A 23,713-nucleotide genomic window follows, 5' to 3' on the forward strand; every position below is an offset into this window, starting at 1 on the left:
ACACAATCCTGCCGTGGAAACCCGGTCACCTGTGGGAGGGGGCTTGCCCCCGATAGCGGTGTGTCTGCCCACACAGATGCACCTGTCAGACCGCCATCGGGGGCAAGCCCCCTCCCACATTGGGACCGCATTTGGATTAATTGACCGACGCATTTTCGCTTTGGCTGGCGCGACGCTTGGCGGCGGGCTCCAATGCTTGCTTGCGCTGTTGCAGGGCCTCCAGCAAACCGAAGTCCTGCGGGAAGTCGTCGACCTGGATAGCGTGGTCGGCGTATTCCACATAGCGTGCGAGCAAGGCCTCTTCGTCGTCGCTGATCAAATCCAGCGCCCGCGCCTTGACGCGCCAGTCGGTAAAGGCCACGGCGGAAATCGGCATCGGCTCAAGCAGGCCTTGCTTGATGGCGGGCTTGAGCCGTGCCTCGATCAGCTCAACCTGGGGCAACAGGCGCAGTCCCAGCTCGCCATAGGCCAGCTTGTCGATTTCCGGCCGGGGGATGTAGGAATTGGCCAGCAGCCGGTCGCGGGTCTCGCCGGGGACCTGCACCACATCGGCGACCTGGGCCAACAGGCGATCCGACGGCTTATGCAAGGGAATGCCGAACGGAAAGCTCAAACCGCGCAGCACCCCGGCAGCGACTTTCGAGGGGTAATTGTCGAGCACTTCAGCCAGGGCTTCATGGGCGCGCAGCAAGGCATCCTGGGCCGCCCAATGCACCAGCGGCAGGTCCGCCTGGGGCCGACCGTCATCCTCGAAGCGCTTGAGCACGCAGGACAGGATGTAGAGCTGCGAAAGAATATCGCCCAGGCGCCCGGTGATGCTTTCCTTGCGCTTGAGGGCACCGCCCAGCACGCCCATGGAAATGTCCGAGACCAGCGCCAGCACCACCGACAGGCGATTGGCCTGACGATAGTAGGACGCCAGCGCCGGGTCGGTCTTGGCCGGGGCAGACAGCAACCGGCCACCGGTCAATGCATGCACCGCCGCACGCACGGTGTTGGCCAATACAAAGCTCACATGGCCGAACATCGCACTGTCGAACGCCTCCAGTGCCTTGCGCCGATCCGGCTGGCGCGCCGCTTCCATCTCGCGGAACACATAGGGATGGCAGCGGATCAGGCCCTGGCCGTAGATGATCAGGCAGCGGGTCATGATGTTCGCGCCTTCCACCGTGATGGCGATGGGGCTTTGCTGATAGGCACGGGCCAGGAAATTGTTGGGCCCCATGCATATGCCCTTGCCGGCGACGATGTCCATGCCATCGTTGACGATCATGCGGGCGCGCTCGGTGACGTGGTATTTGGCAATGGCCGAGATCACCGAAGGTTTCTCACCGGCATCCAGGGACGCCACCGACACCTTGCGCACCGCGTCACAGGCATACAGGTGCCCGGCCATGCGCGCCAGGGGCGCCTGCACCCCTTCGAACTTGCCGATGGGCAGGCCGAACTGCTTGCGCATCGCCGCGTAGGCAGTGGTGCCACGGACGGCGACTTTGCCCAGGCCGACGTTGGCAGACGGCAGCGAAATCGCCCTGCCCGCCGCCAGGCATTCCATCAGCATGCGCCAGCCGTTGCCGACTTGTTCACGGCCGCCGATCACCCACTCCAACGGAATGAACACATCCTTGCCGGTGGTCGGGCCGTTCTGGAACACCGCGTTCAACGGCCAATGGCGCCGACCGCTGTTCACGCCCGGATGGGAGGTGGGAATCAACGCGCAGGTAATCCCCAGGGAACCGGCGGCACCGAGCAGCCCGTCCGGGTCTTCGGCACGGAACGCCAGGCCCAGCACCGTGGCAATCGGGCCGAGGGTGATGTAGCGCTTGTCCCAGGTCACCTTGAACCCCAGCACCTGCTCACCTTCGTGCAGGCCTTTGCACACGATGCCCACGTCGGGAATTGCGCCGGCGTCGGAGCCGGCATACGGGCTGGTCAGCGCAAAGCACGGGATGTCCTCGCCCCGCGCCAGACGCGGCAGGTAGTAGTTGCGCTGGGCGTCGGTGCCGTAATGCAGCAATAGTTCGGCGGGGCCCAGGGAGTTGGGCACCATCACCGAAATGGCCGCCGCCGAGCAGCGGGTCGACAACTTCATCACCACCTGGGAGTGCGCATAGTGGGAGAAGCCCTTGCCGCCGTACTGCTTGGGAATGATCATGCCAAGAAAGCCCGCGTCCTTGGTGTACTGCCAGCCCTCGGGAGACATGTCCTGCCACACCTGAGTGGTTTCCCAGTCATTGGCGATGTCGCACAGGGTTTCCACTTCGTTGTCGAGGAACGCCTGCTCTTCGGCACTCAGGCTGGCCGGTGCGGCTTGCAACAGGCGCTGCCAGTCAGGCTTGCCGCTGAACAGCTCGGCGTCCCACCACACGGTGCCGGATTCAATCGCCGCACGTTCGGTGTCGGACATCGCCGGCATGATCGTACGAAACAGCCCCAGGGCCTTGTTGGTCAACAGCACACGGCGCAGGGGTTTGATCGCCAGCACCACGGCCGGGAGCAGCACCAGCACCGCCGCGACGGTGATACCGAATGCGGCTACTGCGTTAAACAGATAACCGGCCGCCAGCCATACCAGGCCAGCGCCCAGCCACAGGGTGGCGGCGGCTTGTCGATACGCCAGTGCAATCGCTGCGGCGAAACCCACCAATAACCAGATAACCATGGGATACCTCTACTTGATCCAGGGCGTGACACCTGCGGCCGCTCGGATTGGGCGACGACTCAGGTCCACACTACAAACTTGGAAAGACAAATTCAAATTTTGTTTTGAAATTTTTATTTAACGCTTTGGCGAAGAAATAACGGGCTGAGCGGGTCAGCCTGTCAAGTCATCAACGGGTTGTATCTGCATTGCCTGCGCGACCTGTCCAGCACAGGTCGCGCGTCATCAACCGATCAAAACGCGTAGGTCGCTGAAAGGCTGACCACCTCACCCTTGGCGTCGGCTTTACCGTCAAGGGTTGCACCGCCCAGGCGATCCTGGTTGTGCGTCCTGAGCTTGGCCTTTTCGACGAATTGCCGCGAGTAGGCGCCGTCGATGCTCAAACCGGGAATCGCGCGGATGTTGTAGCCAAAGCCCAGGGAGGCGAATATCCGGTCTCCGTCGGGGATACGCGGGTCACGCGTAGAGTTGCGGGTGGGCGTCTGGTCGGTGGCGACACCGGCGCGGAAGGTGAAGTCGTCGGTAAACTTGTAATCGCCACCCAGCGACACCATCCAGGCATCCTTGTAGTTATAGGGAATCGACACGAGTTGCGTGCCCTCGGACTTCAATGTCAGCGCCTTGAACGACGACCATTGGGTCCACGTGACGCTGGCGCCCAGGGTGAGGCGATCATTGAACTGGTGCACCCAGTCGATGGAGGCGTTGGCGGGCACGTCCAGTTGCGTCGAAGCCTTGGCGCCGTTGACGTTGAGGTCGAGCCCCGGATAAGCCAGCGCCGGCAGGCCGCCTTCGATCAGTGACTTGTTCGCCTCGTCGGCATACAGGCTGTACTTGCCTTCGAGTTTATTCTTGATTTTCGCGTGGTAATTCAGACCCAGGGTATCGAATTGGGTAGGCTTCCAGACCACACCGGCAAACCAGCCGACCGAGGTGTTGTCCACCTTGACCCGCATCAGCGAGGAGCCGACTCCGGAAGGGAACGGGAGACCGATCGCCGGCGACAGGGCTGCTGCGGAATACAGGTCCAGATTCTGGCTTACAAAACCTTTGGTGTGCTGGACGATGGCACCGCCACCCACCGAGAACTGGTCATTGACCTTGAACGACAGGGAGCCTGTGACACCCACCGTTTCAATACGCGTATCGACGGCAAAGTCGCGACCGATCCAGTCTTGATCCCACGTGGTGCGCGCACCCATCGGCACCACCTGACTGAGCCCGAATGCAAAACGGTCGTTGATCGGTATCACCATGAAACCGGTCGGCAACCAGGCGGTAAACCCGCCTTGCCCACCATCGCCGGTGCGCGGCGTGGAACTCAAATCCGTAGGGTCGACCGCCGCAGGTGCGTTGCCGGCGTAGTCCGTGGCCGTGCCCTTGTATTTAACGTTGATGCGCGCGTAATCAACGGTAAATTGAGAAATCGTATGGTCGATGAACGCCATGCCGGCCGGGTTGTTGTAGGCCGCGGAAGGATCATTCTGGAACAGTGAGCCCCCCCCGAAGGCGCGCCCCCACCCGGGAGCACCGAAGGTCGGCGTGGTGAAACCGCCGGCGTGTGCGGGTCCCGTTGCCGTGATAAGGCCGCCGAGAATTGCCAGGCTCAACAACGTACGTGCCTGTTGCTTTTTATTATTCATGCTCCACTCCTTATTGTTTTTATCCTCCGAGATCGGTTGTCCCGACCTGGCCTCCCGCAGCCAGTGCCCCTTGCGAGGCACTGGCGTATTTCAACGTGTGATCATCACGTCAAACGCTCACGACCTTTATGGGGTAACGGTAAAGGCCGGGCTTGGTGTAGCGGTCAGAGCGGTAATTTTGCAGTTGCCAACGGTTTGTGTGCTTGGCACCTTCAGCTGGTTGGTGGAGTTATTGAAGCCGACATTGATGGTCACCGGCGAAGCGGAGCAGTTGTTGAGAATCTGGAAATTCACGCCCGACACCGTACCGTTGAAGGCATCAGGGCCACCGCTTGCCACGTTCAATGTCCACGGCAGGCCCAACAACTTGGGTACGCCACACAGCGAGTTGGAACCGTTGACCGTTGCGCCGGTGATCGAAGCGCTCGAGCCATCAGCCGCGACGGAACCGGTGAAGGCGATGTTGCAGGTCACCGGCAGGTTCAGGGACGCGGGCGAAGTAACGGTAATCGAGCCCGATGTGGAGAACGCCGTGCCGGCAGGCGCGATAGTGGCAGCGTTGGCCATCGACACTGCACCAAGGCTCAGGGCGAACGAAGTTGCACAAACGAGGGTTTTCAAGCTTTTCATTATTTTGCCTCACATGTAATGGCGAATTATTCGCCTGGGGTAATGACCATGAACACGAAGCCACGGGTAAAACTGCAGAGCTTCGTATTCCAGCCAAATTCAGTTAAATCCGACAACCTTATTCAACGACTTTGAAATCAGGCGGCATCTTGATTGACACCGTTTTAATGATGCAGTCATCACCAATCGGTACATTGGCAGCCTGCAACTTGCCGGTGGCGTTATCCCACGTACCGACGGCGGTAGAAGGACCGCACTTGCCGCCCAGGCCGAAGGCATGCACATCCACGCTGATCTTCGACATCGAGCCGCTTTTTGTATCCTTTGCAATCAAGATCCAGGGCAAGTTAATAGCTTCGACCCGGCTGCACTTGAGCCCACCATCGAACGCCACCTTGTCGATATTGACGGATGTCCCATCGGCCGCCACCTTGCCGGCCACCTTGATGGTGCAGTCGGCACTGATCAACGCGCCTTTGGAAAAGCTGATCGGGCCCTGGGCTGTAAACGCACTCCCGGCAGGTTCGATACGGGCGGCCTGTGCCTGGTGACAGCCGATCAGGCCCAGCGCAGCCAATACGAAGTTAATGGTGAACTTTATAGTTATAGGAGTTACTTGCATGTTTACGCCCTTCCCTTGAAATTATTTTTCGTTCGGGTAAACAACCGCCTTGCAACTAAACTAACAAACCATAGACGTAGAAATCCTTATCGAAATATCCTTTGAAAATGCGCTTTTATTTCAAATTAAAACGGCTTGGCTTCGCCGCTGTACTTCTCCAGATACTTCAAGCGTTGTGACGGCTGAAGATTGGTCAAGGTTATATCGCCTGCATAATGATTCAATACCCGGTGGTCCATCCGTCGGCGCCACAAGTAAGGCACATACGCCCAGACAATCATGCTTGCGTAGCCATACGGAAGTTGCGGTGATTCATCAAAGTGGCGCAGCGACTGATAACTACGGGTTGGATTGGCATGGTGATCGGAATGCCGTTGTAACTGGAACAAAAAGATATTGGTCACAATCCGGTTGCTGTTCCAGGAGTGACGCGGCGAACAGCGCTCATAACGACCGTTGGGCAATTTCTGCCGTTTGAGGCCGTAGTGCTCGACGTAATTGACCACTTCAAGCAGCGAGAAACCGTAGATGCCCTGGATAATCAGAAACGGGATCACTGCCGTGCCCAGCCAGGCAATCATTGCGCCCCAGAGCAGCACGCTGTACATCCAGGCGCTGAGCACGGCGTTCTTCCAGTGCCAGGCCGGCAGCCCGAGTTTGCGCAGGCGTTCGCGCTCCAGGTTCCACGCCGAGCGTGCGCTGAACCACACCGAACGCGGCAGGAAAGCCCAGAAACTTTCACCCAGGCGCGAACTGGCCGGGTCTTCCGGTGTGGCGACGCGCACGTGGTGGCCGCGGTTGTGTTCGGTGTAGAAGTGGCCGTAGAAGGTCGGCGCCAGGGTTACCTTGGCCAGGAACACTTCCAGTGGCTTGGGCTTGTGGCCCAGCTCATGGGCGGTGTTGATCGCGATACCGGTGGCCGCCCCGGTAGACATCGCCATGCCCAGATAAGTGAAGCCACTGACCTGGCCGTGCAACTCGGTGCGAGAGGTGATGAACGCTGCGGCTTTCGCCCAACCGCTGGACGGGTCGAGCATCGCGGTGGCCCGCAGCAAACCGCCGCCGATGATCCAGTCAATGCCGCCGGCGGCAAGCCAACCGGTGATGACCACCGAGGCGATCACAAACAGCACGCCGGTGTAGACGATCCAACGGTAATAGGTTTGGGATTCGAGGTGGCTGACGGCGGATTCGGGCGGGTTGCTGACATCCTCGCCCAGCAGGCCGTCGATCAACGGGATCACGCCGAAGATGACCAGCACACCGACCCACCACAGTTGCTGGATGCCGGTGCCGATCGCCAGGGCACCCGAGAGCAATGGGGTTGCCAGCGGCATGATGCCGAGCCACCAGAGGTAGCGCTTGCCGTCGGCCCACACGCCTGGAACAGTCAGAGCAGGGTTCATGGCAACCTCCGAAGGCATCCGAAGGCAGAAAAGGCAGTGGCGCAGCGCTGACCGCTGCGAGACATCAACCATGCGATAAAAGGCGTTCTTTTCATTATTTTATTCGCTCTTAGGCATTTCAAAAACTGTTTCAAATTACACATTGAAATAATTTTTTTAAATAAATAGCGCGGAATCGTTAGGTCGTCAACTAGTTTATCCAGACCTTTTTTCCGTGACCGTACAGTCGTTTTTTTAGACCGTCGGCCAGGTGTCTAGGGCAAGCGTTGACGCGCTGGAACCGCGAATGAAATGGCACGATTATTTGCTCGCCACGGCGAACGAAGGATGCAACACGGTGGCGGTTTGTACCGGTCGAACCCGCTTGGCGACCTGCTCGACCAGCGCCACCACACGCTCGGTGGCGGTAATCGGCAGCATGTGCCCACGGTCTTCCACGACCTGCAGCTTCAGCCCAGGCACCCTGCTGGCCAGGCCCTGGCCATGCTTTTGAAAGTCGAGCACCTTGTCACGCGTGCCGTAGATGAGGCCGATGGGCAGCGTCAGCTGCGGGTAACGCGTGACCATGTCCGGCAAGTGGTCATTGACGCGGTTGATCTCGGTGGACGCCGCGTAGAAGTTGTCGGGACGCATCCCCAGCAGGCCACCGCCGCGCGTGGCGAAGTCCGCCGGGGCGGCATCGGGGGCGAACACGCCCTTGACCACCGATCCCTGGGTCAGCAGGCCGACAGGCATGGTCAAGGTGCGCGACATCCAGCGACACAGCCAGGCGGGGCGCACCGCCAATGACAGGAATACCAACGGCAACATGCGCTGGGGATGGGTCAAGGGCGCCACCAGAATCAAGCCCGATACCGCGTGGGGATGATCGAGGGCCAAGGCCAGGGCAATCGCCCCGCCCAGGGAATGCCCAAGCACCAGCGGCTTGTCCAGCTTGAGGGTGTTGATGAAGGCGGCCATCTGGCGCGCCTGGGCCGGCAGATCCGCCGCAGTGCCGCGCTGCCGGGTGGAGTAGCCCGAGCCTGGCCGGTCTACGCTGATAACGCGAAAATGCTCGCGCAACTGACCGGATAACGCATAGGTCAGGTTGCGGCTGCTGCCCATCAGCCCGTGGATCATCACCAGCGCCGGGCCTGCGCCTTCTTCTACATAGTGAAAGCGCTCGCCATCTACTTCGACAAAGCGCCCATTGATCGGAACAGCCGCTTCGATGCGCCGTGTCATCCACGCACTGAACGCCCACAACGCAGCGCTCGCGCCTATTACCACACCCGCAGCGACAACCCACTCGACAGCCATAGCTCGGTCCTCTGCTTCCCTGCTGCTGGCGACCTGACCGGGATTGATCGAGGCCTCAACTTTCGTCCCTACCTTGGGGCCAACCTCTATGCGCGTCTGTCGGACAAGTCGCATGTATCGAACAAGACCCTGGCGGCGGCGAAATTTTCAGGTAGATTATTTAAAATCTTTTTTTAAAATAATTAATTCAATTTTTCTTTGCAATGGTGTTCTATCTAAAACACACAACAAAAACGGGAGCACATCCGATGCCCACAAAGGACAACCTATGAATGCCCACAGTGACAACGTCGACATCGCGATCATCGGCTCAGGCTTCGCCGGCCTGTGCATGGCGATCAAACTCAAGGAAGCCGGGTTCACCGATTTCTTTGTCGCCGAGCAGGCCGACAGCCTGGGCGGCACATGGCGTGACAATCACTACCCCGGCTGTGCCTGTGATGTGCAGTCCCACGTCTATTCGTTTTCCTTTGCGCCCAACCCCGACTGGACGCGCCAATTTGCTCCGCAGGCGGAGATTCGCGCTTACCTGGAGCACTGCGCGCAGCGTTTCGAGCTGGCGCCGTACCTGCGCTTCGGCATGGGGTTGCAGCGGGCGGTGTTCGATGAGCAGCAACAGCGCTGGCAACTGATGTTCAGCGACGGCCGCCAGGTCAGTGCGCGCGTGCTGGTGTCGGGCATGGGCGGGCTGTCGCGCCCGGCACTGCCGGACATCCCCGGGCTGGAGAGTTTCAAGGGCAAGCGTTTCCATTCGCAGCAGTGGGACCATGACTACAGCCTGAAGGGCAAACGCGTCGCGGTGATCGGCACCGGCGCCAGCGCCATTCAGTTCGTGCCGCAGATTGCACCGCACGTGGCGCACCTGGACCTGTTCCAGCGCACACCGCCCTGGATCATGCCCAAGCCCGACCGGCCGATCACCCGTACCGAACGCTGGCTGTTCAAGCATCTGCCGTTTACCCAACGGCTGGTGCGCGGCGCCTTTTATTGGGCACTGGAAGGCCGCGTGGTGGGCTTTGCCCTGCACCCGCGCTTGATGAAGATGGTGCAGAAAATCGCCCTGCGCCACCTGCGCAACCAGGTGGCCCGCCCTTCCCTGCGCAAAGTCCTGACGCCGGACTACACCATCGGCTGCAAGCGTGTGCTGATCTCCAACGACTACTACCCGGCGTTGTCACGCAGTAACGTCGAGGTGGTGACCGACAACGTGCTGCGCATCGAAGCCGATGGCGTGATCACCGCCGACGGCATCAGGCACCCCGCCGATTGCCTGATCTTCGGCACCGGGTTCCAGGCCGCCGATCCCCTGCCCCGTGATTGCATCATCGGGCGCAACGGCGTCGACCTGATGGACACCTGGCAGGACGGTGCCCACGCCTACAAAGGCACCACGGTGCCGGGCTATCCCAACCTGTTCCTGATCGTCGGGCCCAACACGGGCCTGGGGCACAATTCGATGATCCTGATGATCGAGGCCCAGGTCACTTACATCCTTGGCGCGTTGCAACAGATGCAGCGCCAGCGCATCAGCGTGGTGGACGTCAAACCTGCCGTGGAGCAGGCCTACAACGAGCAATTGCAAGGCAAGCTCAAGCGCACTATCTGGAACACCGGCGGCTGCCGCAGCTGGTACCTCGACCCGCGCACCGGCAGGAACACCACGCTGTGGCCCGGCTCGACGTGGCGCTTCAAGCAGATCACCCGGCATTTTGCGCTCAAGGACTACCTGGTCAGCCAGGCGCCGGCGGCATCGGTGCCGCGTGCGCAGCCAACCCCTCATTGCGCCACAGAAGGCAGCCTGTCATGAAGTCATTCAACGGCCGCGTGGCGGCGATCACGGGAGCGGCCTCCGGCATGGGCCGCGCATTGGCCCTGGCCCTGGCACGGGAAGGCTGCCACCTGGCCCTGGCCGACAAGAACAGCCAGGGGCTGGAGCAGACCCTGGACTTGATCAGGACCTCGACCCTGTCGCCGGTGACCGTCACCACCCAGGTGCTGGATGTAGCAGACCGCCAAGCCATGCTGGAGTGGGCGGCGCGCTGTGCGGCCGAGCACGGCCAGGTCAACCTGGTCTTCAACAATGCCGGCGTGGCGCTGTCGAGCACCGTGGAAGGCGTGGACTATGCCGACCTTGAGTGGATCGTCGGCATCAATTTCTGGGGGGTGGTGCACGGCACCAAGGCGTTCCTGCCTTACCTGAAGGCCAGCGGCGACGGGCATATCGTCAACACCTCGAGCGTATTCGGCCTGTTCGCCCAGCCTGGCATGAGCGGCTACAACGCCAGCAAATTCGCGGTGCGCGGCTTCACCGAAGCGCTGCGCCAGGAGCTGGACCTGCAACGCTGCGGCGTCTCGGCCACATGCGTGCATCCCGGCGGGATTCGCACCGATATCTGCCGCAGCAGCCGTATCGACGCGAACATGACCGGCTTTCTGATCCACAGCGAACAACAGGCGCGCGCCGATTTCGAAAAACTGTTTATCACCGACGCCGATCAGGCCGCCAAAGTCATCCTGCACGGAGTGCGCAAAAACAAGCGCCGCATACTGATCGGCCGCGATGCCTATTTCCTCGACCTGCTCGCCCGTTGCCTGCCGGCGGCCTATCAAGCGCTGGTGGTGTTTGCCAGCAAGCGCATGGCCCCCAAACCGCGCACGCCCGTGTTTGAAACCAACGACGAGCCTCGCCTCTGAACAGGAGTACGCCCCATGTTGCCCATTCGCCGTGATATCCGCTTTGCCCTGCCCGCCGGGCGCATCACCAACTGGCATGAGCAAGGCCCGTTCGTGACGCACTTTTTCAATGCCCTGTCGCTGCTGTTTCCCCAGGGCGAGCTGTTTTTCATGGACAGCGTGCGCCATTACCGCACCCGCATCGACGATCCGGACCTGAAGAAGGAAATCCAGGGCTTTATCGGCCAGGAGGCCATGCACAGCCGTGAACACGTGGCCTACAACGAGCTGCTGCACGCAGCGGGCCTGCCTGCGCACCGCCTCGACCGGCGCCTGAAATTCTTCCTGGACCTGCAGAAGAAACACCTGCCACCGTCATTCAATCTGGCGGTGACCATCGCCCTTGAGCACTACACCGCGATGCTCGCGGAGATCCTGCTGAGCGACCCGTCGCGTTTTGGCGATTCACTCAAGGGCTACCGGCAGATGTGGTATTGGCACGCCCTGGAAGAAACCGAACATAAAGCAGTGGCCTTCGATGTGTGGAACAAGGTGATCAAGCCTGGGCCCGGGCGCTACCTGTTGCGCACCGGCACCATGCTGTTCACCACGGTGCTTTTTTGGCTGGTGGTGTTCGACTTCCACGTGCGCCTGCTGATTGCCGACCGCAAGTCGGGCGGGCTGGTGAAGGGGTGCTGGCGCATGCTCAAGTTTCTGTATGGCCCCAAGGGCGTGTTTCCCCGCATGCTGCGGCCATGGCTGCACTATTTCAAACCGGGTTTTCACCCATGGGATCATGACAATCGTGCCCGGCTGCAGGGGATCGATGGGCTGGTCGAGGAGATTGAACAGACCAATCGGGCCTACGAGGCCGCCTAGATGGCGTAAAAATGTGGGAGCCCACCCGCTCCCACATTCCAACCGGGGCGCCTTGCCCACCTGATCAAGCCAACGCGGCGCGCTCGCGCACAAACTGCGGCACCTCATCCCCAGGCAACGCCCTGCTGAAATACCATCCCTGAATAAACAACTCGGCTCCCGTATTCAGGAACGCCAGTTGCTCGGCGGTCTCGACCCCTTCGACCACCACGCCCAGGTTCAATGCCTCGCAGAAACGCAGCATGCCCGTCAGTACCTGCGCGCCCTTGGGATCGTGCTGGGCGACCACGAAGCTGCGATCGATCTTGATGAAATCGACCGGAAACTGGTGCAGGTAACTCAACGCCGAAAACCCGGTGCCAAAATCATCGATATACACCTTGGCCCCCAACGCCTGCAGTTTGCCAATGGTCTGACGGGCGGCCTGGATATCGCTGACCAGCGCGTCTTCAGTGATCTCCACCGACACCCAGCCGTGGGCCTGGGCGAGAATCTCCACCAGGCGATCACCATAGGCCGCGTCCTTGAGCGTGAAGCTGGACACATTAATGGTGATGGGCAATTCAAAACCGGCCTTCTTCCACTTTTGATGTTGGCGCACGGCCTGGGACGCCACCCACACGTCCACGTCGGGCATCAACCGCGCCTGCGCCAGCCATTGCAGGAACTCCCAGGGCGAATGCACCGTGCCCTGGGCGTCCCGGGCCCGCATCAAGGCTTCGCAGCCGGTGCACAAGCCGGTACGGGTGGAGACTTGGGGCTGGAACTCAAGGTAGAAATCGTAATCGCTGATCTGCTGGATGCGGCTCAGCTCAATGGCCTGGCGGGCCAGGGTGCGATGGGAAGCCAGGATCGGGTCGAACTCCAGCAACCGGCCTTTCTCCTCAAGGCCGCGAAACGTCATGTCCAGTGACTTGAGGTACACCGTGCCGCCCTCACTGGCCTGGCGATGGATCGCCCGTACATAAGGCGCATACACCAGCGTGCCCAGGCCCGTCAGCACAATCTGCAGCACCACGGCGGCGACGTCGCCATGGGTACTGAGGTAAGCATTGAGCAACACCGGCGCGGTAAACGGCACGCTGGTCACTGCCGGCGACACCCAGCCCAATTGCACCACTGCCAACGCCACCATCGCGTTCAACGCCGGCACCAACAGAAACGGGATGAACAACCGCGGGTTGAGGATGATCGGCAAACCGAACAACAGCACTTCGCTGACATTGAATAACGACAGCGGCAAGCTGGCCATCGCCAGCAACCGCATGGACCGGCTCCTGGAAAACAGCAGAATTGCCAGGAGCAGGCACAATGCGCTGCCTGACCCGCCGATAAACGCGAAGCTGCCCAACAGGCCACTGTTGAGCAGGTACCGCACCGGCTCCCCCGCAGCCAGCGCCGCAGCGTTGAGCGTCACGGCCTGATCCAGCACATCGAACAGCGGCTGCAGGGCGTACACACCGTGAATGCCGAAAAACCACAACAGCGAGTTCATCAAGGTCACGAACAAACCGCTGCCATAGGGCGCCTGTAACGCATTGAGTACCTGCGGCCCCTGCCACTGCGCCACGTAGGGGATCTGCAGCAGCAACGACAGCACCACCACCCATGCCAACACGCTGATCGCGCCGGGCAGCACCATGTTGATCGTGCCTTTGAGGTTGTGTCCGATCAGGTCTTCATAGACCAGGCGTGTCCAACGAAAACGGTGCAGCCAGGCAACGGCGGGCACATTGATCAGCGGCGAAGCGATGGCAATAAACAGCAGAAAGGTGGCCGACGCTCGAGGGTATTCACGCAACAGAAACGTGGCCACCACCACATGGGTAAGGCACAAGAAGGCGATCGGCAGCTGTGGCAAGCGGTGCTGAATGGCTAGCATGTAACCGATGGAGGCGGCGACCAGCAGCGGGATGACCGCGCTGATGCGGTCATGCAGACCTGCCAGGAAGCTGGCGGTCTGAGGGCTGAACCCGAGCATCCTGGCGCATTCGGACAGGATAAGGAAACCGGCGGAGACCAGCAGGCAGGGCAGGATCCACAACAATCCCTCGCGAATCGCACGCAACGACTCGATACTGGCCAGGGCCGCCAGGCGCTGGGTAAGGAAAAGTTTGAACAGCGTTTGCGCCATGAGCCTCCCTCTGCCCGTATTCACGGGTTCTGGAGATCAGCGCCGGAATACGCGTCAACGCTACACGCCCTTATGCTCGGAGCGAAAGCTTTTTGCCATCGCCACTGGCGCTTTCGGCGAAAAACTCGGAGACATAGGAAAATACCCACATAAAAAATCGAACTTTCTGACGTGTGCTGCTCCCTAACCCTGCCTGAGTCGGTATCATCCGCAGCTTTCCGTGTGTCGAAGGATGTTACAACCTGGCTAACGCCGGGTGTCTACTCAGGGAATACGGCCTGTATGCAAGCAGGCACAAAGGAGAGAGCTTTACCATGCACGATAAGCAGTCCAGCCCCATGCGTCCTCTGTTCGTCACCATCCTGTTGTGGTTGTGCAGTGTGGTGCTGTTATTTGTGATCAAGAATGTCATCGAACTGTTCACCGGGCCCGTCGCGGAAACCTGGATAGACCTGGCGTTGGTGCTCGTCGCCTACCTGATGTTCTTTTTATTGGCGCCGGTGCAGCGCTGGATCCAGCGCAGGTCGCGCAAGCGCGCTCGGCGTCACGTCGGCAGGCACGCGCCCGACGTCGACACCCATCCCTCTCACTGAGGGCCTGGCGTTGTCAGCACCTGGCGATAACTATCAACGCGCATTGGACCGATTCCTGCGCGAACACCCGGACGTCGCCGCCGAGCTGGACAGCCTCAACCCTCTGGCCGCCCAAGCCAGGGGGGAAAGCGTGGCGCAGTATCGTACCGAGCGTCTATACGAAGCATTCGAGGCGCAGGCCGAGCGCGAAGGCTTGTTCGCCTGGGAGCTGACCCTCAAGCTGACGACCGACTCCAGCCAAGCCTTCGAAGCCCAGCGCCTTGAGGTGCATAAGGAAGTCGCACAGATGGCCGGCATGAGCTGGGCCGACTACTGCCAACTGCATGACTTGAGCGGCTGACGCGGCGGCCAGCCGTACCAGCGAGGCCGCTTGCAACCGATGGCCTCGCGCAATTCGGCCACCGTCAGGGTCCGCCGTTGCGGGTCCGGCGCCAACGCAGTATGGAGTGCCGGCCAGCAACGCCGGGGCAACTGCGTGGGCCGTGACAGTCTGTGGCCCGGCGGGTGATCGTCACGGCGACGCCCCTGGGCCAGCTCATACAGAACACACGCCACGCCATACAGGTCGGCCGCGGGCGTCAATGCGCCACCGGCGAGTAACTCAGGCGCTGCATAGGCGCGAGTCCAGGCATTCAACCGGCTGCGACTCACACTCGGCAAGTCCGCTGTGGTTTGCACAATGGACTGCCCCAGGCCGAAATCGAACAGGCGCACGCCCTCTTCTCCCACGATGACATTGGCCGGTTTGATATCGCCATGCAGCACGTTGTGTTGATGGGCGTAAGCCAACGCATCCAGCAGTTGCAGGGCAATCGGTTGCAGTTCGGACCAAGGCAGTCCGTCGGGACATTCCAGCAGCAACCGGTCAAGCGTCATGCCATGCAGCAGCTCCATGGTGAAAAAAGCGATCTGGCTGCAGGTATCCACCTCAAACGAATACATCCTCACTACATGTTCGTGGCGCAGGCGCCGAGACAACGCAAACTCGCTGTGCAGCAATACATGGGCATCCGGGCACGCCGATAAAGACTCGTCCAGCAGCTTGAGCGCCACACCTGAACAAGGTTCGCCGAACTGCTCCTGCAACAGATCGCGCGCGCGGTACACCACGCCCATTCCACCCCGGCCCAAGACGTGCTCAAGGTGGTAGCGCCCGACCAGCAACAGCGGAGTCGATCCTGTCTTCATGACTGCACCACCACGGCGGTCAGGTCGTCGCGCGCCGGAGTGTGCAGCGCGCTGGCGAACAATCTGTCCACAACCTGTCGCGGCCCGCCGGCGCTCAACGCCCGGCCCAGTTGGGCATGGCTGAGGGCCTGGTAGAGACCATCGCTGCACAGTAAAAATACATCGCCGGGGCGGGTCCTGAGCTCCAGCACCTCCAGGCGCAAGGGCGAGTGCCCGCCAACCGCACGGGTCAAGGCTCTGGCATCAGGGTGAGCGCGAGCCTGGGTTGCACTCAGCCGACGCTCGTCCATAAGACGCTGCAACAGCGAATGATCCCGGGACAGCTGGTACAGGGTCTGCTCGCGCCACAGATAACAGCGGCTGTCCCCCGCCCACACACACGCCGCACGCCCGTGCTCCAGCAATAGCGTCACCACCGTGCTGCCTGTCACGGCATTGCCGGATGCCCCTGGCGCCTGCCGCGCATTCGCCAGCCGCTGATTGACACCCTGCAAGCTCTGCCGGACCGCATCGACCCGCTGATCAAGACTGCCCCGCGCGGGCAACGCAGCCAGGCTGCCGATCACCCACTGGCTGGCGACATCGCCGTGCCGGTGCCCGCCCATGCCGTCCGCCACGGCCCAACAGCCCAGCTGCGGGCAATCGAGCAAGGCATCCTCATTACGCGGCCGTGATTGCCCGCGCTGTGTACGCCCGGCACTGCGCCATGTGGGGCTCACAGTTGCTCCGGCAGGCGAAAGGTGCGCCACGTGTCCATTTCAAATGGGCTGGGTGTTCGCTGGCTCGCCAGCAGGTAATAGGCGCGCAGCCCGGCCAGGTCGGCCTTGACGATCTGCGCGTTGCCGCCGGTGGCAGGCTCTCGGTGCAGCAGGTCGAAAAACCGGAACAACGACCAGGCGCCGGTGTTCTTCTCGATACCCAGGGGCCGCAGTTCGGCGCCTCGCTCCAGCACGAGGCTGGCACGACCGTTGTCCGCTTCGATGGGCCAGCGGAACGCCATGGGGATGATCGGGCCGTGCCGGTATTCCAGCTGCTGTCCACCCAAGCGCAAAGTCGCGCGGTTGACCGACTGATCCAGGCTGTAGGGCGCCAGGGTAAAACGCACGGCCAGCTCGCCCTGCTCCTCGGTGAAGAAGCCACGCCGGATAAGCTGGGCTTTCGTCAATTGATCCAGCAGCGAGCGCGAGAGGGGTAAACCCTGCCCGTCCAGTCCGCGTAACCGGTAGCGCGTGCCATCGGCGCTGACAAAAGGACGCAGGTAAGCTTCGTAAAAACGCGCCAGGACGCCCTGGGGTTTGAAAAACTCGCGAAAATCCTCAAGGGCCACATCACTCGTGGCGTGGGCAGTGAACGGATACCGTTGGCGAATCGTCCTGGCGTAAAGACCCTGCACCTCGCTCTGGTAGTGCTGATTGACGTGGGCATAGGCCTGGTCCAGCACATGGCGCCAGGTTTCTTCGGCAATCCCTTCGAACCATCCGGCCAGCGGAAGCGGCAGACGGGCGGCCGCTTCACGCAGGTCACCCAGCACGTCCTGCTGGCCGTCCATGCGCCGCTTTGCCCGTAAAAAAGCCGCCTGCTCAGGCGAACCCTCACGGTTCAGCGCCGCCAATTGCAGGTGCAATTGGTCGAGCAGGCCCAACCCCCGGGCCAGCTCGGCGCCGGGATTCTGCTGCTCGTCCAGCAATTGATGCAGCGGTTCAAACCGCCGCTGCAACGCCCGGCGCGCCGAGTCGCCCAGGCTTGCCTGCCCCTGCGCCAACGCCGCCTTGGCAATGGAGCCCGACGCACCTGCCGGCTGGGCCGCCGTGGCCGGCAACTCCAGGCCAGGCAGTAAACGGGTGTTCTCACGAAGCTGCTGCAATAACAGCAGTACCGGCGATTGCGCCGAGGTCAGCCCCGCGAGCCGTTCAGCATCCCCGCGAAGGCTGTCGGTTGGCAACAGCCTGACACGCCCGAGGACGTCGCTCCAGGCCTGGGCGTATTCGCTGAAGTAGCGCTGTTGCAGTTCGGTCATCAGACGCTGCAAATCCTCGGCGCTCAAGTCAGTGCCTTCCCCCAGTACCCAATTATCCTGGGCGATGGCGTTCACCAGCCGAGGGCCCTGGGTTTGGAAGTACTGCACATACCTTTTGGTGTAGAAACCGGGAACAGAGGGCTCGATGGCCGCAAATACCTTGCCCTCGGCCAGGCGCAACGGCTCCAGGTCGCGCGATTGTTCGCGCAGCACCCTATACACCACATCGGCCAATGACTCTCCCCGCAGCGCGGCACGCGCCTGGGCCACCAACTCGTCATTGAGCGGTGCTGAAAACGGCTGTTCGAGCAGTCGCGCCCAATGTTCATTCAGGCGCGTCTGTACCGGCGTATCACCGGCAAACCGCAGCGACCAAAAGCTCGCCATATGCTGCGCCAGCCACGCGGTATCACGCCGCTCGCGCAGATTGAGCATCAGGTACGCACGCAGGTTGTCGAGCAGGCGTTCCCTGTCGCCGAGGCTGGCGCGTACCTGCTCTTCCAGCAGGGCCGCGGTGCGGCCCAGCAGTCGCTGCTGCAACGCCTGCTCATAGGCGCGCGTCACCCATGGACGGCTGACCTCGCCTTGATACAGGCCGGCACGCTCAATCAGCGCAGTGTCGCCTGCGGGGGGAAATAGGCGGGTTGCCGCCCAGCGCGCGTCCAGCAGCGCCAGGGTCGTCAAGGTTTCATCGCTACCCGGAGCAACGGGCGCGCTGAGTGCAGCGATCTGAGCCAAACGCTGCTGGTTGATCGCGTAACTGTGCATCCACAGCCCACCGGCACACGCCAGAACCAGCGCAACGGCACTCCCCAGCAAGCCGTTGCGCCGCCAGATGCGCTGTCGCTCGCGGCTCTGCAACGCGGCCAGATCCGCCTCGGCAAAAATCACCCGGCTGAACAGCCCCTGTACGAAATAGCTGCGCCTGTCACTGGCACAGGTCAGGTAGAACCCGCGTAAACCGTTGCTGCGCGGGTAGCGATGGGCACCGAACACCCACTCGATGAACAGGCACAACTGCTCGCCCATTCGCGCCGCCTGCCGGGGAAGCTCAAGCATCTGCCTGCGACGCTCGACATCGCGTTCCTGGTGCAATCGCTCGATCAATTCAGTGTGCAAACGTTGCAGCAACTGCTCGAACGCCTGGCGAACCTGGGTCATGTCATTGCCCGCCTTCTCAGCCCCCAGCGGCTGGCCCAGCACCGCGTCGACATCGTCCGCCGAGGGTGAGTCGAAGTACTCGGTGAACCCCGACAGTCGATCAGCCTGGGTCAACACCAGGTAAACGGGTACATCCACATGTAGCACCTGCTGGATTTCCTGCAGGCGCGAACGCACGTGGCGTGCCAACTGCTCCAGGTCGTGCTCGTTAGCGCTCAGAAGACTGTCCGCCGAAAGCGTCACCACTACGCCGTTGAGCGGACGCACTCGGTGCCGCCACTTCAGCCTGTTCAACAGTGTGGTCCAGCCGGCGACATCCACCGAACGGTCGGGTTGAAGCAGATAGCGCCCTGGCGTGTCGATGAGCACAGCGTCGTCGGCAAAGTACCAGTCACACTGTGCGCTGCTGCCTGTGGACCCTGTGTCCATCTGATCGAGCGGTGACCGCAACCCGGCTGCTTCCAACAGCTGGGTCTTGCCACTGCGCGGTTCACCGATCACCAAATACCAGGGCAAGTCATGGCGCCAGCGCGCATTACGCTCTGCATAGCGAGGGGAGGTTTTCAACCGGTGCAGCGCTTCCCTGAAACGGCCACGGACGTGCTTGCGCTCCTCCTCCACCGCCGCCAGCGCAGGTTGGCTCGCGGGCGAATCGGGCGTTTCGCGGGCGGCGGCGCGGTGCCCACCCGCCATGACCATCGCCAACCCCCACAGCAGAAACAAAACGCTGATGGTGACCAGGCGGGCAGTCGCGCCCTGCCAGAACCGGTGGTCGTCCACAGCCAGCAGTGGCCCGACACACCACACCAGCACAGCGCAGCAAAGCACCAGTATCAGGCTCCAAACCCAGACTCTGCCCAGCACGGCGCCCACGCCCTTGAAAAATGCGTTCATTCATTGCTCCCTGCGTTTTTTTACAAGGGCGTGCGGGTAAGCTCCGACGCCGAAAGTTGAAGAGGCTGCAGCGCGTTCGCCCTTTCTCGCTCCAACACCCAGCAGAAGCCGGCGTACATCGCGAGCAAACAGCACAGCGTGAAGGCAACACACCAGCGGGCAGGGATGACGCGTATGCACCTGCTTCGCGCGCGTCTCTGCCCGGTCGGCAAGACCGGCGCCGACGACGGGTTGCCACGCACCTGCCGGATCTGTCGATACAGGCCATCGCGGACGGCCTCGAGATGCAGCATCCCCCGCTCCATCACGCGAAACTTTCCTTCGAACCCCAGGGACAGGCACAGGTACCCCAACTCAAGCATCGCCACGTTTTTTATCGGGTCACGCGCCAGGCGTTCAAGCAACTGGAAGACCTTCTCGCCGCCAAATGTCTCGTGGTGAAAGCGGCTCAACAGACTCATCTTCGACCAGTCGCTTCGAGCGCCCCACGCCGTGGTGACGACGGCTTCGTCAATCAGGCTGCACAACACGTAGCGCGCAGACATGACCTGAGTGTTTTCAACGCCTCCCTGCAGGGCACGGGTTTCAAATTGAGTCACCGCCGATGACAATCGATCGTTGATCGTGACGAGGTTTTCACGACCGGAGCAGCCCTTGAGCCGGACCACTTGCGACAATACTTCCCAAGCCGCGACCACCAAGGGGTTGAGCGTTGTCGTGAAGCTGTGTGCGTCCAATGCCTGGCTCGCATAGATCATCCGATCCTGTAACTGTTCGTAGCGTGGCGGCGAAGGGAACTGCGTGAGCGGCCCTTGTGCGGACCCAAGGCCGTCGCGGTCGAGCAAGACGGTCTTTTCATCCTGCGAATATTCACTGTCCATAGCGTTCAATTCCTGATGGCCCAGAAGGTCAACTCAAGCCCGGAGAACTCGCCCCCCACGTGGAAGGCGAACCCACCCGACTGCTGCAGCTGTGCGATGTCGCGGGCACTCATGTCCAGCATGAAATACGTCTTGCCGGCATGAAACGGAATCTGGCGCGGCGCTACGGGCAGTGGCTTGACCTTGATCCCCGCCAGATGCAGGTTGACCAGCTCGCGTATGCGCTCAACGGGACCGATTTTCAGATGCGCTGGCAGGCGTTGGCGTAATTGCTCCGAATCAGACTGCGCGGAGGCCGCCAGGATGAACGTCGCAGTGCCCAGCAATTTCAAGTCGCTTACCGGGCAAACCAGTACGCCGTACTGACGTTGTTGCAACGTCAACTCGATAGAGTGTTGTTCCAGCACGACCGACAGCACGCCACGCACTGCTTCCATCAGCCCACGGAAGCTTGCCCCCTGGTCGGCGTGCCGGTAATGCACGTCCAGCTCAGCGCGCCTGCTATCGCTGGCGAACGTTGATAACTCGCCGAGCAGCGCGAGCAGTGCACTGAACACCGCCTCAGGGCGAACCCGGGCCTGGCTCAAGCAGTGACGCAGCGCAAGCTCGGTACGATTGATGACTTGCAGCATCAGAAAATCGCCCACCTGAGTGCCGGCGGCGGTGCTCTCCCCCCTGATCCGCGCGGCGATGGCATCGCCTCGCGACGCAAGCAAGCCGATCACCTCCTTGAGACAAGAAGCGACATACCCGCGGTCCTGCATAAACATGAACGTAGGCACGAACTCCGCGTCCAGGCGCACGCCCCCCGCGTCGGTAGACTCCAGCACCTGTGCGACCTTGAGTGTGACGTAACCCTGTTCCCGCTGCCGCTCACCCAGCAGGAGACGCAGATCAGGCCGCGCGCAATGAATCAGGCAACGCGAGCCGGTCCCGGCATTCGAGTCGCCCACCTCCACTTCACAGCTGAGGTAGCGCGCCAGGACATCGCCCTGCTCCGGTTGACGGGCTTCAATCTGATTGTCGGTCGCCAGTAACAGCGCCAGGTAAACGGCCTGTTCCCCGGCATTGGCGGGCACCTGTAATACCAGCGGTTCCATGGCGGTACCGTGGTCGAACAGAGTGCCGTCCGGCAACACACCGCTGGCTTGAGTGACCACCAGCTTGCCCAGGTTGAGGTACTGCACATCGAACTCCAGCGTGAGGAATCCCCAGGCATCAGGGCCCAGCAGACGCGTCTGGTTGAGCTGTTGCTGGTAATGCCGGTCGTTGTGCTGCAAGTGCTGTGGCCGCAACAGCATGCCTTCCTGCCATATGACTTTATGTGCGTGCATATCACTGCACCTCCTTGTCGGAACGCGGGTCGGCAAGCCGGATTCCGTCCTGGTCCAGCACCAGCTCGGCACGGTTCAATTGCCGGGCGGTGAGCGGAACGAGCAGTCGCCACTGAACGTGCGGCAAGTCGCGATAGGCCGCCAGAACGCCGACAAAATGACTGTTTGGCTCGACCCTCAACTTGAGTGCCTGTCTATCGCCCGGGCGCAGTTCAACTTCCTCACTGCTCACCCAGTCCTTCGGCAAAACCTGCTCGGCGTTGTCATACAGGCTGAAGAAGTCGGCATTCTCAAAGGCAACGCCATGGCGCAGTTCAATCAACTGCAGCACGACCGGCGAGGGTCGACCCTGAAGATCCGGGTTGACGCGCTCATTGGCGCTCAGTACCAGGTCCAGTTTGGTCAACGTCGAGAACGGCGATAGAGCGCTGCAGCCAGCCAACAGGCCGAGCATGAGCGACAACGATGTGAGCGCGGCTCGATACATGAACGTCATCCTGGATAATCGTTGTGCAGGGTTGAGATCAGGCGCACCTGTTCCTCATAGGCCCTGGCGAAGTCGCTGCCCAGCGGTCGCTCGTCGAACTGCCCATCCGCCACCAGGCGCCGGTAGTGACGCAGGTATGCCCGCCAGCGCGCGCCGTCGGAACTCCATCGGGGGGCTGCTTCCTGAAATTCGGCGCATGCCAGTAAATGGCCTGGAGCAAAAGCGGCCCGAGCGTTACGCAACGCACTTCGACAGGCACTCAGCAACGCGACCTGATGCACTTGCAGCGCCCGGTGCGCCTGGGCGATCGCCTGTTCGCCAGACAACGGGGCCACTTGCGCCATGTCCAATATCGCGGTTAACGCTGCGTCGGTATCGATACAACTGCGCAAGGGGTTGTGGGCGGTGCGCAACGCGTCGGCAGGCAGCGTTGCCAGTTCGCCCTGCAATTGCTCACAGGTGCGCAGGCTGCTTTGCAGGCGTTCTACCTCCAGCCGAAACAAGCGCGCAACCTTGATTGCCAGCGCTTCTCGGGCAGCGCTGTCAAGCCTGCCCAGGTCCAGCCCAAGCGCGGCTGCGAACGCGATCCAGAAGACCTCGTCGGGCGAGGTTGCCATCGCGACCGGCTCAACCGCCGGCATCTCTCTGACGGGCTCGACCCGGCACGGTATCGCGACATGTTCACGGTCTGCGGCATACCGATCAGCCCACGCGCCGAGTTCGCCAACACCTGTACTCAACGCCGCCAGCTCATCCGAGGCATTATGCCGCTGGTGCTCGAGGTCCAGCGCCTGCAACGGGTCCAGCCCCAGGAACGCGTCATCGGGAATCGGTGTCCCCGTACTGATCGACTGCTCGTCGAAGGGTTGAGCAGGTTCCATCAACCGCGCGCGTACCAACAACATCCCCAGTTCGAACACATCGCCATCCTCGATCAAGCGCGCCTGCCCCTTGCGCAGTCGTTCGCCACTGCCTGGCATGCCGATACCGTTGCTGCTGATATCGGTGAGAAAGTAACGTCCTTCCCGGCACCCCACCAGAGCATGGTGGCTGGAGAGCAAGCGACTGGGATCGTGGATTACCCAGTCACAGCCGGAGCCACGGCCAATCACGCCGCCGACGCCGTCAAAAACCTTGCGCACCGTGGACGCCGAACCGGCGCCTGCGGCCTCACTGACTTCAAACACGAGTTGCATGGTCAGGCTCCCTC

At 61.6% G+C, this 23,713-nt stretch carries 19 protein-coding genes; 5 read left to right on the top strand and 14 right to left on the bottom strand.

Going from position 1 to position 23,713, the window contains the following annotated elements:
* Positions 1 to 136 precede the first annotated feature (136 nt).
* From BFP90_RS19665 to BFP90_RS19690, 6 genes are all read right to left on the bottom strand, one after another.
* A complete protein-coding gene (locus tag BFP90_RS19665; RefSeq protein ID WP_065897769.1) occupies positions 137 to 2,662 on the bottom strand; it encodes an acyl-CoA dehydrogenase in 2,526 nt (841 codons plus the stop codon).
* A gap of 233 nt (positions 2,663 to 2,895) precedes the next feature.
* Complete coding sequence (locus BFP90_RS19670) at positions 2,896 to 4,305, bottom strand: outer membrane protein transport protein (RefSeq protein WP_065893057.1); 1,410 nt, start codon at positions 4,303 to 4,305, stop codon at positions 2,896 to 2,898.
* Positions 4,306 to 4,431: 126 nt separating this feature from the next.
* Positions 4,432 to 4,935, bottom strand: a complete 504-nt coding sequence (gene praB, locus BFP90_RS19675) for an alkane oxidation protein activator PraB (RefSeq protein WP_065893058.1) — start codon at positions 4,933 to 4,935, stop codon at positions 4,432 to 4,434.
* A 118-nt stretch (positions 4,936 to 5,053) separates the two neighbouring features.
* On the bottom strand, positions 5,054 to 5,557 hold the full coding sequence (praA, locus tag BFP90_RS19680) for an alkane oxidation protein activator PraA (protein ID WP_065893059.1): 504 nt from the start codon (positions 5,555 to 5,557) through the stop codon (positions 5,054 to 5,056).
* Between the two features lie 125 nt (positions 5,558 to 5,682).
* Positions 5,683 to 6,963: an alkane 1-monooxygenase gene (locus BFP90_RS19685; RefSeq protein ID WP_065897770.1), complete on the bottom strand. Its 1,281-nt coding sequence runs from the start codon at positions 6,961 to 6,963 to the stop codon at positions 5,683 to 5,685.
* A gap of 300 nt (positions 6,964 to 7,263) precedes the next feature.
* Entirely contained in the window at positions 7,264 to 8,262 is a 999-nt protein-coding gene (locus BFP90_RS19690) for an alpha/beta fold hydrolase (RefSeq protein ID WP_065897771.1), read from the bottom strand.
* Positions 8,263 to 8,530: 268 nt separating this feature from the next.
* On the opposite strand from BFP90_RS19690, the gene BFP90_RS19695 reads away from it, so the two are divergent.
* Genes BFP90_RS19695 through BFP90_RS19705 form a run of 3 tightly spaced genes read left to right on the top strand, consistent with a single transcriptional unit; the run spans position 8,531 to position 11,814 of the window.
* Positions 8,531 to 10,069, top strand: a complete 1,539-nt coding sequence (locus BFP90_RS19695; RefSeq protein WP_065897772.1) for a flavin-containing monooxygenase — start codon at positions 8,531 to 8,533, stop codon at positions 10,067 to 10,069.
* Positions 10,066 to 10,956 (top strand): SDR family NAD(P)-dependent oxidoreductase, encoded by an 891-nt coding sequence (locus BFP90_RS19700; RefSeq protein WP_065893063.1) that lies wholly within the window; start codon positions 10,066 to 10,068, stop codon positions 10,954 to 10,956. Before BFP90_RS19695 ends, BFP90_RS19700 begins: the two co-directional genes overlap by 4 nt.
* 15 nt (positions 10,957 to 10,971) lie before the next feature.
* On the top strand, positions 10,972 to 11,814 hold the full coding sequence (locus BFP90_RS19705; protein WP_065897773.1) for a metal-dependent hydrolase: 843 nt from the start codon (positions 10,972 to 10,974) through the stop codon (positions 11,812 to 11,814).
* Positions 11,815 to 11,878: 64 nt separating this feature from the next.
* Here BFP90_RS19705 and BFP90_RS19710 read toward each other — a convergent pair whose 3' ends face one another.
* Positions 11,879 to 13,948 (bottom strand): EAL domain-containing protein, encoded by a 2,070-nt coding sequence (locus BFP90_RS19710; RefSeq protein WP_065897774.1) that lies wholly within the window; start codon positions 13,946 to 13,948, stop codon positions 11,879 to 11,881.
* Between the two features lie 314 nt (positions 13,949 to 14,262).
* Between BFP90_RS19710 and BFP90_RS19715 the strand changes: the two genes are divergently transcribed.
* Together BFP90_RS19715 and BFP90_RS19720 are read left to right on the top strand one after the other, a co-directional pair.
* Positions 14,263 to 14,541, top strand: coding sequence for a hypothetical protein (locus BFP90_RS19715; RefSeq protein WP_065893066.1), 279 nt, complete (start codon positions 14,263 to 14,265; stop codon positions 14,539 to 14,541).
* Between the two features lie 10 nt (positions 14,542 to 14,551).
* Positions 14,552 to 14,881, top strand: a complete 330-nt coding sequence (locus tag BFP90_RS19720) for a DUF6388 family protein (RefSeq protein ID WP_065897775.1) — start codon at positions 14,552 to 14,554, stop codon at positions 14,879 to 14,881.
* Here the strand turns inward: BFP90_RS19720 and BFP90_RS19725 are convergent.
* From BFP90_RS19725 to tagH, 7 genes are read right to left on the bottom strand one after another with little or no spacing between them, the layout of a single operon-like run.
* A complete protein-coding gene (locus BFP90_RS19725) occupies positions 14,851 to 15,729 on the bottom strand; it encodes a serine/threonine-protein kinase (RefSeq protein ID WP_065897776.1) in 879 nt (292 codons plus the stop codon). The genes BFP90_RS19720 and BFP90_RS19725 overlap by 31 nt on opposite strands.
* Entirely contained in the window at positions 15,726 to 16,448 is a 723-nt protein-coding gene (locus BFP90_RS19730; RefSeq protein ID WP_065893069.1) for a PP2C family protein-serine/threonine phosphatase, read from the bottom strand. The genes BFP90_RS19725 and BFP90_RS19730 overlap by 4 nt, the downstream gene beginning before the upstream one ends.
* Positions 16,445 to 19,801 carry a type VI secretion system membrane subunit TssM gene (gene tssM, locus BFP90_RS19735; RefSeq protein WP_065897777.1) on the bottom strand — a complete coding sequence of 1,119 codons (3,357 nt, stop codon included), beginning with the start codon at positions 19,799 to 19,801 and terminating at the stop codon, positions 16,445 to 16,447. The genes BFP90_RS19730 and tssM overlap by 4 nt, the downstream gene beginning before the upstream one ends.
* Before the next feature lie 20 nt (positions 19,802 to 19,821).
* Positions 19,822 to 20,682 (bottom strand): type IVB secretion system protein IcmH/DotU, encoded by an 861-nt coding sequence (icmH, locus tag BFP90_RS19740; protein ID WP_065897778.1) that lies wholly within the window; start codon positions 20,680 to 20,682, stop codon positions 19,822 to 19,824.
* A gap of 5 nt (positions 20,683 to 20,687) precedes the next feature.
* A complete protein-coding gene (gene tssK, locus BFP90_RS19745) occupies positions 20,688 to 22,016 on the bottom strand; it encodes a type VI secretion system baseplate subunit TssK (protein WP_065893072.1) in 1,329 nt (442 codons plus the stop codon).
* Position 22,017: 1 nt separating this feature from the next.
* Positions 22,018 to 22,503 carry a type VI secretion system lipoprotein TssJ gene (tssJ, locus tag BFP90_RS19750; protein ID WP_065887439.1) on the bottom strand — a complete coding sequence of 162 codons (486 nt, stop codon included), beginning with the start codon at positions 22,501 to 22,503 and terminating at the stop codon, positions 22,018 to 22,020.
* A gap of 5 nt (positions 22,504 to 22,508) precedes the next feature.
* Complete coding sequence (gene tagH, locus BFP90_RS19755) at positions 22,509 to 23,699, bottom strand: type VI secretion system-associated FHA domain protein TagH (RefSeq protein WP_065897779.1); 1,191 nt, start codon at positions 23,697 to 23,699, stop codon at positions 22,509 to 22,511.
* Positions 23,700 to 23,713: the final 14 nt, after the last annotated feature.

This window comes from Pseudomonas sp. 24 E 13, from assembly GCF_900004715.1.
GTDB lineage: Bacteria > Pseudomonadota > Gammaproteobacteria > Pseudomonadales > Pseudomonadaceae > Aquipseudomonas > Aquipseudomonas orientalis_A.

Coding starts and splice junctions, on each gene's coding strand:
- BFP90_RS19665 (WP_065897769.1), bottom strand. CDS start 2,662: ATGGTTATCTGGTTATTGGTGGGTTTCGCCGCAGCGATTGCACTGGCG.
- BFP90_RS19670 (WP_065893057.1), bottom strand. CDS start 4,305: ATGAATAATAAAAAGCAACAGGCACGTACGTTGTTGAGCCTGGCAATT.
- praB (WP_065893058.1), bottom strand. CDS start 4,935: ATGAAAAGCTTGAAAACCCTCGTTTGTGCAACTTCGTTCGCCCTGAGC.
- praA (WP_065893059.1), bottom strand. CDS start 5,557: ATGCAAGTAACTCCTATAACTATAAAGTTCACCATTAACTTCGTATTG.
- BFP90_RS19685 (WP_065897770.1), bottom strand. CDS start 6,963: ATGAACCCTGCTCTGACTGTTCCAGGCGTGTGGGCCGACGGCAAGCGC.
- BFP90_RS19690 (WP_065897771.1), bottom strand. CDS start 8,262: ATGGCTGTCGAGTGGGTTGTCGCTGCGGGTGTGGTAATAGGCGCGAGC.
- BFP90_RS19695 (WP_065897772.1), top strand. CDS start 8,531: ATGAATGCCCACAGTGACAACGTCGACATCGCGATCATCGGCTCAGGC.
- BFP90_RS19700 (WP_065893063.1), top strand. CDS start 10,066: ATGAAGTCATTCAACGGCCGCGTGGCGGCGATCACGGGAGCGGCCTCC.
- BFP90_RS19705 (WP_065897773.1), top strand. CDS start 10,972: ATGTTGCCCATTCGCCGTGATATCCGCTTTGCCCTGCCCGCCGGGCGC.
- BFP90_RS19710 (WP_065897774.1), bottom strand. CDS start 13,948: ATGGCGCAAACGCTGTTCAAACTTTTCCTTACCCAGCGCCTGGCGGCC.
- BFP90_RS19715 (WP_065893066.1), top strand. CDS start 14,263: ATGCACGATAAGCAGTCCAGCCCCATGCGTCCTCTGTTCGTCACCATC.
- BFP90_RS19725 (WP_065897776.1), bottom strand. CDS start 15,729: ATGAAGACAGGATCGACTCCGCTGTTGCTGGTCGGGCGCTACCACCTT.
- tssM (WP_065897777.1), bottom strand. CDS start 19,801: ATGAACGCATTTTTCAAGGGCGTGGGCGCCGTGCTGGGCAGAGTCTGG.
- icmH (WP_065897778.1), bottom strand. CDS start 20,682: ATGGACAGTGAATATTCGCAGGATGAAAAGACCGTCTTGCTCGACCGC.
- tssK (WP_065893072.1), bottom strand. CDS start 22,016: ATGCACGCACATAAAGTCATATGGCAGGAAGGCATGCTGTTGCGGCCA.
- tssJ (WP_065887439.1), bottom strand. CDS start 22,503: ATGTATCGAGCCGCGCTCACATCGTTGTCGCTCATGCTCGGCCTGTTG.
- tagH (WP_065897779.1), bottom strand. CDS start 23,699: ATGCAACTCGTGTTTGAAGTCAGTGAGGCCGCAGGCGCCGGTTCGGCG.